This window comes from Bacillus sp. FJAT-22090 (assembly GCF_001278755.1).
Taxonomy (GTDB): domain Bacteria; phylum Bacillota; class Bacilli; order Bacillales_A; family Planococcaceae; genus Psychrobacillus.
This window is the reverse complement of sequence record NZ_CP012601.1, coordinates 4,072,905-4,084,596: the sequence shown is the minus strand read 5'-3', so window position 1 is coordinate 4,084,596 and position 11,692 is coordinate 4,072,905. Positions and strand designations below refer to the sequence as shown.

General features: G+C 35.3%; 10 protein-coding genes. 3 read left to right on the top strand and 7 right to left on the bottom strand.

All coding sequences use genetic code 11. From position 1 onward, the window contains the following. Positions 1-792: 792 nt before the first annotated feature. Positions 793-3,159 carry a polyprenyl synthetase family protein gene (locus AM499_RS20505; RefSeq protein ID WP_053592315.1) on the bottom strand — a complete coding sequence of 789 codons (2,367 nt, stop codon included), beginning with the start codon at positions 3,157-3,159 and terminating at the stop codon, positions 793-795. Positions 3,160-3,493: 334 nt separating this feature from the next. On the opposite strand from AM499_RS20505, the gene AM499_RS20500 reads away from it, so the two are divergent. Both AM499_RS20500 and AM499_RS20495 read left to right on the top strand, forming a co-directional pair. Next, positions 3,494-4,150: a hypothetical protein gene (locus AM499_RS20500; RefSeq protein ID WP_053591933.1), complete on the top strand. Its 657-nt coding sequence runs from the start codon at positions 3,494-3,496 to the stop codon at positions 4,148-4,150. 53 nt (positions 4,151-4,203) lie between these two features. Then, a complete protein-coding gene (locus AM499_RS20495; RefSeq protein ID WP_053591932.1) occupies positions 4,204-5,715 on the top strand; it encodes a glycine betaine uptake BCCT transporter in 1,512 nt (503 codons plus the stop codon). Positions 5,716-5,795: 80 nt separating this feature from the next. Here AM499_RS20495 and AM499_RS20490 read toward each other — a convergent pair whose 3' ends face one another. Together AM499_RS20490 and AM499_RS20485 are read right to left on the bottom strand one after the other, a co-directional pair. Next, positions 5,796-6,848, bottom strand: coding sequence for an LLM class flavin-dependent oxidoreductase (locus AM499_RS20490; protein ID WP_053591931.1), 1,053 nt, complete (start codon positions 6,846-6,848; stop codon positions 5,796-5,798). A 149-nt stretch (positions 6,849-6,997) separates the two neighbouring features. Next, the gene (locus AM499_RS20485) at positions 6,998-8,176 is read right to left on the bottom strand and encodes a DHH family phosphoesterase (RefSeq protein ID WP_053591930.1); all 1,179 of its coding nucleotides are present in this window, start codon (positions 8,174-8,176) and stop codon (positions 6,998-7,000) included. Positions 8,177-8,330: 154 nt separating this feature from the next. On the opposite strand from AM499_RS20485, the gene AM499_RS20480 reads away from it, so the two are divergent. After that, positions 8,331-8,660 carry a DUF3889 domain-containing protein gene (locus AM499_RS20480; protein WP_053591929.1) on the top strand — a complete coding sequence of 110 codons (330 nt, stop codon included), beginning with the start codon at positions 8,331-8,333 and terminating at the stop codon, positions 8,658-8,660. Positions 8,661-8,767: 107 nt separating this feature from the next. Here AM499_RS20480 and AM499_RS20475 read toward each other — a convergent pair whose 3' ends face one another. The 4 genes from AM499_RS20475 to pstB form a co-directional block, all read right to left on the bottom strand. Beyond that, complete coding sequence (locus AM499_RS20475) at positions 8,768-9,274, bottom strand: YehS family protein (protein ID WP_053591928.1); 507 nt, start codon at positions 9,272-9,274, stop codon at positions 8,768-8,770. A gap of 284 nt (positions 9,275-9,558) precedes the next feature. Then, positions 9,559-9,954 carry a VOC family protein gene (locus tag AM499_RS20470; protein ID WP_053591927.1) on the bottom strand — a complete coding sequence of 132 codons (396 nt, stop codon included), beginning with the start codon at positions 9,952-9,954 and terminating at the stop codon, positions 9,559-9,561. A gap of 257 nt (positions 9,955-10,211) precedes the next feature. Next, positions 10,212-10,871, bottom strand: coding sequence for a phosphate signaling complex protein PhoU (gene phoU, locus AM499_RS20465; RefSeq protein WP_053591926.1), 660 nt, complete (start codon positions 10,869-10,871; stop codon positions 10,212-10,214). Positions 10,872-10,885: 14 nt separating this feature from the next. Continuing rightward, positions 10,886-11,656, bottom strand: a complete 771-nt coding sequence (gene pstB / locus AM499_RS20460) for a phosphate ABC transporter ATP-binding protein PstB (RefSeq protein WP_053591925.1) — start codon at positions 11,654-11,656, stop codon at positions 10,886-10,888. Positions 11,657-11,692 lie beyond the last annotated feature (36 nt).

Genomic DNA, 11,692 nt, shown 5'->3' with positions numbered 1-11,692 from the left:
CAGAATAATGAAATATAGCTTGGTATAACGGATTCTCCTGCTTAAATGATTAAACAAATAGTATGCCCTGTTTAAAAAGAATCAATTTATCTGTTAATATTCCCTAAAGTTAAGCATATATCACATAAATAAAAGAAAGATTAAAGTCATGTTAAGTCCACGTAAATTTTTAAACACTAAATAATACAAACTTCATTTTTAGATACATGGATGTATCCTTTTATTCAGTTCTATTTCAATGAAAGCGGAAATATGGCGGGCGAACTGAAATCTTTCATTTTGAATGTATTTCAGAATAGAAAATTGAAACACGGATGTGCGCTTGCTGCACGCTTCGCGTGAACCTCCATCGGATGAATCGCTCCTGCGGCGTGTGAGGCGTGCATCCTGTTAACCACTTTTGATGAAAAATTTTTGATAGCAATATTTTGGACTTTCAATACTATTTAGCACATTTTAGAAAGAAACCTTTTATTTGTAATGGCTGACACCTGCATTCGCGCCTTCCCAGCCTCATGACGTGCCGTATGAGACAGATGTAAGCGTCTAGCGCATTACAGCGGCTCATGCGGACGTGCGGCATGCGCGAATGCATATAGATAAGTAGTATTCATTTTTAGGACTCGGATGTGCGCTTGCTGCACGACCTGCCTTATGAGACAGTAAAATTTAGAGCTTAAACCAGGAGTAAAGACGATACCAAAATAAAAGATCATAGATATTTGCATATCCATGATCCATATATAAAAATTGATTAAATTGTAGTAAAGCCTAAAAGATTGTACCCAACACTTAATGATCGCGATTTATTATATAGTTTAAAAAATGCTTCAAGAAAGAAGTATTGCGTGGCACTTCCTGTAATACTTCCATTGCAATACAGTAATTTTCCCACATCTCTTTTTTGGCACCTTCCAGACCCAATATAGATACGAAAGTGGAGTTGTTGTTTTCCTCATCCTTGCCAATAGGCTTTCCGAGTATGGCAGAATTACCTTCAACATCCAGTAAGTCATCCTTAATCTGAAAAGCAATGCCAGCGTGACGAGCAAACTTTTTCAAAACCTCTATTTCTAAATCATTTGCTTGGGCAAGGATTGCTGGCATTATTAGGGAAGCTTCGAAGCCTATGCCAGTTTTATAAAAGCACATCATATTTAATTGATCTAGTGTCAGTTGTTTCCCCTTTGAATCTAAGTCCATCGCTTGCCCTCTACACATATTTGCAGTTGTTTGTGCTGAATATTTAATCAGATTAAGTACAGTCTTCGAATCGAACTGATCCAGAGAGGTTTGTTCCTCAATTGCCTTTTGTGTTAAAAAAAGACCCGTTATTTCTGATATAGCAATGTTGTACACCTCATGAAGAGTTGGACGTCCCCTACGAGTGGATGAATTATCCTGTGAAGGTAGATCATCAAAAATAAGTGAAGCTGTATGCATATATTCTAATGATTTCAAAAGTGGCTCGATAGCCGTTTTATTTAATCCATATGCTTTTACGCCCATGAACCAAGTAATTATTGGCCTCAAACGTTTTCCTTCACCCATTAGGCTGTAATTTGCAGCATCTTGTATAGGGTCTGTTATTAACCTCTTATTCTCGATTGTAGGGAGATTTAAGATACTATTAATCTGATTACGTAAAGTCTTGCTCATATTTGAAAATTCTTCCTGTTCTTCTCGATCCTTTTTCAATATGGTAATCATATGGTCACGAAGCAATTTATCAAAGAAATCTACATCATCGGCTTTTCGAACCATCTCTTGAATCAGTCTATTGAATTTAGGATTACTAGAAGCAAAGAGATCCATAACTTCATTGTACTTTTTAATACCCATTCGCTCTTTAAATCTTTTCAGCCCGTTTATAGCTCGATCCAAAATTACCTCACATGTCTTCCTGTCCGAGTCATACACGTTATGAATTAAATTAGAGATAACTGTCCAGTACAATTCAAATGGGTTTATGAGATCCAAACGTTTATCGTGATACTTCATATAATAAGTATATGGTGTTACCGTACCGTCCTTCATGTCATCAAACATATCTGCAAAATCATCAGCAAGCTGATTATAAATGCCATAAAAGAATGTTCGGTCGTCCAATTCTTTATCCTCAGGAGCACCGATTACTGAACGCACAATCAATCGAGAAGAAGAGGACTTTAATATAACTGGAATATAAAGTTCTTCATTGGTGTAATTTGCATTCGATAAATCTTTTATACGGTCCACTTCTTGGGAATTAAAAAAAACATAGGATTGCTCGAAAAAATTCATTGTTGTCTCTTGCCTCTGCTTGTTCTTAATATACGTAAAGGCTTCTCGAAGCTCCGCATGAATATACTTGATTAGAGCTACGTTCTTCCCCTTCCACTCTCCCAATTCCGGCACTACTCCAGTAATAATTGTGGTACGAATCAAATCCGAATATTGTTTTTCCTCTTCTTCAGATAAAATTTTTGCATCAAGAAGATCATCAATAAACGGATAGGTTAAACCATAGGAATAGCCAAGCCTAATAGCTGCATCAAGCCTCCGAGTACGTTCTTCAGGAGATGTTTTGTCGTTCATCTCTTCAACCTCTTGCATGATTACTCCGGCAATGATTTTAATTAGTTTTCGTTGGGCTTGCTCAGCATCCATCCCGTTCGGAATTTTGGAGGATACAGTCTTCAGCTTGTTTATAACCCAGATTAGACTCGATTCCACTCCTTCTTTCTGTGCAATTCTGTATAACCCGGCCATGCTAAATGTCTCGTCTTTGTCTCCTTTTGTTAGGTGATTTTTTAAACTATTTACTACACGGTCAATTCTGCTTAGAGTATCAGGTGAATCCAGTGCTTTCCCCAGATCACGCATAAAAATATAGGACATGCTTCTATCGAGGTAATTATCAAGTTTACCTGTGTAATTTAGCCATTGAATATAATGGTGATATCCGCGAGAATCAGGTTTTCCCTTTCCACGCGATAAAAAGGAGAATAATGAATGATGATGAATATGATTGTGTTTCCACAATCGTATATCTTCCGTTAGGATTGGTATATAAGCCTTTTCCATTACTTGCCCATAAAGTGATTTAAAATAAAGAGCAGCATTCTGCTCAGCATGCTGATAGCATTCATCAGCATTTATTAATAACTCCTCGATCATTCCATAACACACCTTCACTTTATGTTCTCTTTTTTCCATCTTGTAACTATTAAAATCTCATCATATAGTATTTTCTTCATTATATCACCCGACACTTTCTCTAGCTTGTTTTCGACTTCTAGCCTCCACATTGTATTTATTAACTAATTTAAATCTATTCTTCTTTAAATGCCTAAATTCTTATAATTCACCAGACAGCTAAGCGAGATTGTTTAGTTTCATTTATTTGGTGACATACTAAACGAAGAAATAGATCTTTAGAATCCTAAAAAACTATACGGTTTTCCATAACTAGAAATGATTATATGCGCAATTATTTGGAGGGTGTGCTTTTGTGAAACTGTTTCAAGTAAGAAAAGGGCAATTTGTATATTACAATAATGAATTGCACAGAGTTTATTCGGTAAAACCTATGTATAAACAATCTGTTCATCTTATGAGGCTGAGGGATTTGTCCCAACATTTAAGTAGTGCGGCCGAAGTAGAAAAATACCAACCAAAAGAACTCGATAGCTTTATTTTCAATAAAAATATGTATACCCTCAGTAAAGATAGAAAAGCAGAGGAAGGGGATTTCATATTAATTACGAACCCAAATCCCGATTACCTCGATCATTATTCATTAAATGAAATCGAAGTAGTGGCAGCGGTTGAAAACAAAGGCGTTATTACGAATAGGTCAAACGGGATTAGACATAATGAGTATCTATTAATGGTTCCTGGACGTCATGACCAGAGTAATCCAATTGAATATCGAGATATTCAAAATATAGATGAGAGTACCTTGAATGAACAATTAAATGTTATTAATGACATGTTACCAACAATAGGCGATGTATATAGAAAAAACGATTCGGATACTGTAATTGAAGCGATGGTTGTTGGCATAAAAGGCAATTCGATATTTCTTGGATGCGAAATAGAGTTACCCCATGAAGAGTTGATGAACACTGAAAAATGGGAATTTCTCTATAACCTCCTTGATAAATGATTTTTGTATATTAGTCTTCACAATTATTAACACATTTCCTGTTGGAGGTTTCCATGAATGTTAACAAGCTAAAAGAAAACAGTGTATTTATCATCTCACTTATACTAACCCTTATTTTTATTGCATGGGGGGTCTTTTTCACAGATCTTCTTACAAAGGTCACCAATACTATTTTCAACATTTCTATTGATTACCTTGGATGGGTCTATATTGGCACCACCCTTTTCTTTGTAGTATTTTCCTTTTACTTACTATTTTCTAAGTATGGTCATATACGTTTAGGTAAGACTACAGACAGGCCTGATTTCAATACTGCGTCCTGGCTAGCAATGTTATTTGGGGCAGGAATGGGTATTGGGATTGTTTATTGGGGTGTAGCTGAACCGGTTACTCACTATACGAAACCCCCGTATGGAGAGGGCTATACCATTGAAGCAGCCAATGTTGCCATGCAATATACCTTTTTTCATTGGGGCCTCCATCCTTGGGCGATTTATACTGTTATTGGATTAGCTCTTGCTCTCTGCCAATATAATAAAAAACTACCTGCAGCCATAAGTTCTGTTTTCTATCCGTTACTGAAGGATAAAATTTATGGACCTATTGGTAAAACGATAGATATTTTATCTGTATTTGCAACTGTCTTTGGAATAGCAACATCGCTAGGTCTTGGAGCCTTACAAGTAACCGCTGGGATGCATTCCATTTTCGGTGTTCCAAATACGTTAGTTGTTCAACTGATTGTTATTGTTGTCGCTACAGTTATTTTCATTATTTCAATTAACACTGGCTTGGAAAAGGGAATTCAATATTTATCTAACGCTGCAATGATCATATCTTTTGCTATTTTGTTGCTAATATTAATTGTCGGACCAACTTTGACAATTATTAAAATCTTTTTTAATACGTCTGGGCTCTATATCAATGATTTTATCCATATGAGTTTAAGGATGACACCATTTGGTGAAGGAGAGTGGATTGCATCATGGACGTTATTTTATTGGGCATGGTGGATTGCTTGGGCACCTTTTGTCGGTATGTTTATAGCCCGAATATCGAGGGGAAGAACCATAAAAGAGTTTGTTGTAGGTGTGTTGATCGTCCCTACTCTTGGAACTTGTTTATGGATGTCTATCTTCGGAGGCTCCGCGCTTGATCTTGTGATCAACTCAGAAAATCATGAATTGGCTAAATATATTGCAGACAACGTGTCTTTAGCTATCTTTTCATTCTTTGATTATCTTCCACTAAGTTCTATATTAAGTCTTATGGGATTTGCTCTAGTAGCTATTTATTATATAACTGTTGCAGATACCTCTACTTTTGTATTAGGAATGCTGAGTGAAGGGGGAACATTAAATCCCTCCAATAAAATCAAAATGACATGGGGTATTATTCAATCTGCTGTTGCAGCAGTTTTACTTTTATCCGGTGGATTAACCGTATTGCAAACAGCATCTATTGCAGCTGCCTTTCCATTTGCCATAATTATGATCTTCATGTGTTACTCCCTACTTAAAGTGCTAGATAGTGAATTGGCAGTACAATCAAGGAAAAAAAAGTGAAAGAATATTGAATACTTAGGCTTGGTTCTGCTTCAACAGAATCAAGCCTATTCTCTTATAAGCTTAAAGAGTCACTGAAGTCATTCCCCTTCAGCTTCCCAACGTTCTATTTCTGCACGAACCAATGGTGCAACTTCTTTTCCTAGTAGTTCAATTGCTTTTAACACTTCATCATGAGGCATCGAACCGACTGGTACGTGAAGCATAAAGCGTGTGATGCCTACGTTTTTACGAAGAAAAATAATTTTTTCAGCAACTGTTTGTACATCACCTACGTATAAGGCTCCTTCTAAACTGCGTGCATGGTCAAAGGTGGCACGAGTATATGGACCCCATCCGCGTTCTTTTCCTAAGACGTTCATAGCTTGTTGAGTTGATGGAAAAAATTTGTCCACAGCACTTTCGGTACTTTCAGCAACAAACCCATGAGAGTGTGATGCAACTGTCAACTTCGATACGTCATGCCCTGCCTGTGTAGCTGCTTTCTTATAAAGTTGCACGAGTGGTGCAAACTGAAGTGGACTACCTCCGATGATTGCTAAAACAAGTGGCAACCCAAGAAAACCCGCACGAGCAACAGATTGTGGAGTTCCTCCGCTAGCTATCCAAACTGGAAGAGGATGTTGAACAGGGCGTGGGTAAACACCCCGGTTTTGAATATCCGGTCGATGTTTTCCGCTCCAAGTAACCATTTCTGATTCCCTTATTTTCAATAATAATTCTAACTTTTCATCGAATAATTCATCATAATCCTGTAAGTCATAACCAAATAGAGGAAAAGACTCGATAAAAGAACCTCGTCCAGCCATAATCTCTGCACGACCATTTGAAATTGCATCTAGCGTAGAAAATTCTTGGTATACTCGAACAGGATCGTCCGAAGATAATACGGTAACCGCACTTGTCAGCCTAATTTGCTTTGTCTGAGATGCTGCAGCAGCCAACAAAACTGCTGGTGCAGAACATGCATAATCCTTCCGATGATGTTCTCCAACACCAAATACATCTAATCCTACTTGATCTGCTAATACAATTTCTTCTATAACCTCTCGAATTCGCTCAGCATGACTAATTACCTTACCAGTTTCCACATCCGGTGTTGTTTCTACAAACGTAGTTACGCCAATTTCCATTATACTTCTCTCCCCACTGCTAGTTATATAACATACATATTACATCATCTCACTAATATACTTAGCAGATTATGCCTTCAAATAAAATAAAAAAGAACCATGTGTGTTACTCACATAGTTCTATATAAAACAAACAGCTGTAATTGTGACTATCTCTTTTGAACCTCATGCATTAAATATTCCACAAACAAATCATCCCTCACCAGCCATGCTTCAAAGTTTCTTTTTAAAAATCGTTCGCATTCATCAAAACTTGTAAAGGTATGTTCCATTTTCCTTTTATTTCTTTCAATCATCCAGTTTTGTTCATCCTCTTGGTAAATAAGAAAAACATCATCATTTCTATTTTTGTATAACGAACCGAATGAAGATTGTTTTAAATTATATCGATTTCTTTTGGCATCTTCCTGTATTGGTTCCAAGTGAAATGTTTCGACCACAAATTGATTGTACGCTTCCTCTGTTAAAGTACAACCTGACGCTTTCTGATGTCCACCACCACCAAAATATCCTGCAATTTCAGAAACATCAATATGATCATGAATGGTGCGCAATGAAATTCTTTTCCCTCCCATAATTATAATTGCAATATAATCTAGATGAGGATATTCTTTACCAAGTTCGTTCCCTAGTTCCGAATGGTATGATTCTGCATAAACGATTCCAGTAATATATGCCCCTACTGTTGACTGTACAATCTCTCTTTTTTTACGGCGAATATATCTTTCTATTTTATCTTCTTCCATGTTCAACAATGTCTTTTCTAATTCATCAAATACAAAATGTTCACTTGTCTGTAGTCGATCAATCATTTTTTCTTCAAAATCATCAATTGATACTAAAAAGAAGAGCGAATTTAAGGAATGAGCTTGATGATTCTCATTTTTCTCCCACTCCCATGTATCGTATTGCCTAACCAACTCAACAAATTCCGCAATTGAATCCTTTGGCTCCAGCAGTCTATGTTTGACTAGATATTTATAAAACAATGAAGTAGCAGACGTTAATTTGCCTTGATTATCTTCAACTAGGACATAGCCCCACTCATAATCATTTAAATGTAAAGCCGTTTTATGATGATCAAGTAGTTGGATTTTTCCTTTTGAATGATAAAAATTATCGAGCCTTTGTTCATTTTCTTTATTCGGAGACAAATCCGTAATAAATAAAAACGTATCTGAAGAATCATGTTCAAGAAAGAATTCAATCTCTCTATTTAAAGATGCTACAGAATTATATCGCACCTTCACTTGTTTACCAAAAGCTAGCTTTGCTAAAATCCCACATCCAACCCCATCTAAATCGTTATGAGTCAGTAATTTATACATTGCTTTCACCTCAAACATAGTATGGTTTTTAAAAGCCTAAATTATTATTAGGACTAGTTTTTATTCTTCCGTAGAGTAATTTGTGTAACTGGTTATCCGAATAACTTAAATAAACAAGGAAATAATAAAAGTTAAAAGAGAGGTTTCATAAACCATGAAGACAGTTTTAGCGATTCAATTAGTTCTAAGCTTAATTTTCGGTAATTTTACGGCTTTTCATGTGAACAATGAAGAACATGAGGTTTCCCCACCCTATGCTAAATGGGGACAAATTGCTATACAAGAGACGAAGAAAAAATATCCTCAAGCAAGTATTATCGATTATCTTCATATTGGAAAGGAAACAGGTACAGATTCCTCCACTGAAAAGTTCAAACTATGGTTAAGAGAAAACAACAAAGAATTTGGTGTATTTGTTGATATTTCCTTTGATAATGAAACAGAACAGATAATTGATATTAAGTTAACCGAAACAAGTAACTAGACAGCATTTCTTACATTTAAATATAACTAAACCCCAATTATTAGATGTCAAATCTCACAATTGGGGTTTATCTTTTCTAGATATTTTATTGAATACTGCTTAGAATTTCATGTTCTATATCTAACAGCCAAACCTTTTAGGAATTTACGCGCAAAATTATCACCACATACCTTATAATTTCGGTGTCCTTCTTTTCGTAAAATAGCGCCTAATTCTCCCTTTGACACAGCGATACCACCATCATCAAGTATATCTAGCATATCTTCTGCTGTTAATTGAAGTGCTACTTTCAACTTCTTCAGAAGCATATTGTTAGCACTCTTTTCAGGCGGTTCAGGGCTATTAGGCTGGTCTGGTTTTGAATCCTGTTTACCTCTTTTAAACGTAATAAACCCGTTCAAAAATGACGCTAACATCTTATTATTACATTTTATTTGATATTCAGTTTCCTCTGCATCATCAAGATTATCGAATTCATCTTTTGATTTGGTTAGTATCTTTATTACTTCCTCTTTTGTAAATTCCATACCACCAAGTTTAAATATCTCTATCATATCTTTATTTTTAATATCTAGAGCATATCTAAGTCTAATTAATATATCGTTATTATCCATTTATAAACCTCCTAAAAATGTTACCAATGCTACCTTACCATTTACTAGCCATTAATCACAACCAACAGTAAATTTTGAGATTTCTTCAACTATTCTCAAACCCTTTTTCTACTGTTACATCTTGTTATAAGTAAGTCTTTCCTATCCTCTTTTTCTCAAACTTAGTAGCAGTTTGCTTTTCATAGAAAATAAATTTAACTAAAGAGTATTCAAAAGTGGTTATTAATTTAATGTATTTATTTTTTGTTATTTAATTCTCGCCAACTATTTTGCAGTGAAAAATTTTATTTTGCGTTCTTATCTGGTTGATGAATTCCGAAAATATTTCCTTCAGGATCATGATAGTATCCTTGCCACGCCATTCCTTGTAATGCATATTTAGGCAATGCAATCTTGCCTCCATTATCAAGAATTTTAGATTCCGTTGCTTCGTAATCTTCCACTCCCATTGTACAAGCAAACCCATTTAAGGCTTGATTTGCTTCAGGAGGTGCACTTTGTCGTTGCATCAAAGCTCCATTTATTCCAAGTTCATTTTCATCCCCAGTCAAAGCTCCAAAATAAGGCATTCCCGCATAACTACTATAATCCTCAAATGACCATCCAAAAACCTGTCCATAAAAATTCTTTGCACGTTCCATGTCATCTACATGGATTTCAAAATGTATTAATCTTCCCATGATTACCTCCAATTTTTTTTATTTTAATATCCTAATTACATCCTCTTTAATATTCTATAAGTATTAAAATTATCCTGCTACAACAATCCTCGCTCCAATCAACATGAGGAGTGTGTGTGGCAACACAAGGGTGCTGATGAGTTATTAATATAATATTTCATTATTCACTTCTTAAAATAAAAATAAACGGAGGAGAAAAATTATTCATTTTTCTCCTCCGTTTTTTATCTCGATGTGTTCACAAATTTAGTTTAGTTTTATGAATTAAAATCATACATTTGACCTTTAATCAAATATGCTGTACTTTCAGCGATATTTGTTATATGATCTGCTGTTCTCTCTAGAAAACGATTTACAAATAATAATTGAACAACCTGATTTGTTTCTTCTGGATGCTCACTTAAATAAGTAGTAAGGTTTTTATATGTTTCACCATTATATTCATCCACTATATCATCTAAGTCGCCAACTTCTTTGGCTAGCAGGATATTTTCCTCTAAAAAAGATTGTAGTGCTTTTCGGAGCATTTCAATCGATACTTCTTTCATCTTTTCTAGATGAGTAATCTCCATTAAAGATTTTGTATTTCGAATCTTGATAGTTGCTTTTGCGATATTTACTGCAAAATCCGCGATTCGCTCAATTTCAGAGGAAATTTTAAGTACACCAATGATCTCGCGTAAATCTCTTGAAACCGGTGCTTCTTTTGCCATTAGCCAGATTGCGAACTGATTAATTTCCAGCTCAAGACTATCAATAGCTGTATCTCCTTCAATAACTTTTATAGCTATCTCGACATCTTGTGTTTTCAAGGCCTTTAAAGATCTTTCAAGAGCAATAATTGATAGTTCACCCATTTCGGTGATTTTTCTTTTTAATTCCCCTAAATTATTCTCAAAGTTCACACGAATACTCATTTGTTTACCCCCTATTATCCAAATCGACCTGTTACATAATCTTCTGTTCTTTGATCCTGTGGTGTAGAGAAAATTTTATCTGTATCATCGTATTCAACTACTTCTCCATTTAAGAAAAACGCCGTTTTATCAGAGATTCGTGCAGCTTGTTGCATGTTATGTGTAACAATGACAATCGTATAGTCTTTTTTCATATTTGTGATTAGTTCTTCTATTTTTAACGTAGAAATCGGATCTAATGCTGAAGTAGGCTCGTCCATTAAAATAATGTCTGGTTTCATCGCAATAGCACGAGCAATACATACGCGTTGTTGCTGACCACCTGACAAACCAAGTGCTGATGTTTTTAGACGGTCTTTTACCTCGTCCCAAATGGCTGCACTTCGCAAACTCTCTTCTACAATATTATTTAATTCTTTTTTACTTTTAATACCTTGCATTCTTGGTCCATAGGCAACATTGTCATAAATGCTCATTGGGAATAAATTTGGTTTTTGAAATACCATTCCTACTTTTGTTCGTAATTTGATTACATCATTTGTTTTATAAACGTTTTCATGATTAATGACAATATCTCCTGTAATTTTCACGCCATCAATTAAATCATTCATACGATTTAATGTTCGTAAAAAGGTTGATTTACCACAACCTGAGGGTCCGATTAAAGCAGTAACCTCTTTTTCATGAATAGCAAGATCGACTCCAAATAGCGCTTGTTTCTCACCATAGAATAAATTTAAATCCCTTACATTAATTTTAGATGTACCTTCTTTACGTTGCTCCATTTGCGAAAATACCTTCCCTACTTGTTTTTTTGGTCG

Coding starts and splice junctions, on each gene's coding strand:
- AM499_RS20505 (WP_053592315.1), bottom strand. CDS start 3,159: ATGATCGAGGAGTTATTAATAAATGCTGATGAATGCTATCAGCATGCT.
- AM499_RS20495 (WP_053591932.1), top strand. CDS start 4,204: ATGAATGTTAACAAGCTAAAAGAAAACAGTGTATTTATCATCTCACTT.
- AM499_RS20490 (WP_053591931.1), bottom strand. CDS start 6,848: ATGGAAATTGGCGTAACTACGTTTGTAGAAACAACACCGGATGTGGAA.
- AM499_RS20485 (WP_053591930.1), bottom strand. CDS start 8,176: ATGTATAAATTACTGACTCATAACGATTTAGATGGGGTTGGATGTGGG.
- AM499_RS20480 (WP_053591929.1), top strand. CDS start 8,331: ATGAAGACAGTTTTAGCGATTCAATTAGTTCTAAGCTTAATTTTCGGT.
- AM499_RS20475 (WP_053591928.1), bottom strand. CDS start 9,274: ATGGATAATAACGATATATTAATTAGACTTAGATATGCTCTAGATATT.
- AM499_RS20470 (WP_053591927.1), bottom strand. CDS start 9,954: ATGGGAAGATTAATACATTTTGAAATCCATGTAGATGACATGGAACGT.
- phoU (WP_053591926.1), bottom strand. CDS start 10,871: ATGAGTATTCGTGTGAACTTTGAGAATAATTTAGGGGAATTAAAAAGA.
- pstB (WP_053591925.1), bottom strand. CDS start 11,656: ATGGAGCAACGTAAAGAAGGTACATCTAAAATTAATGTAAGGGATTTA.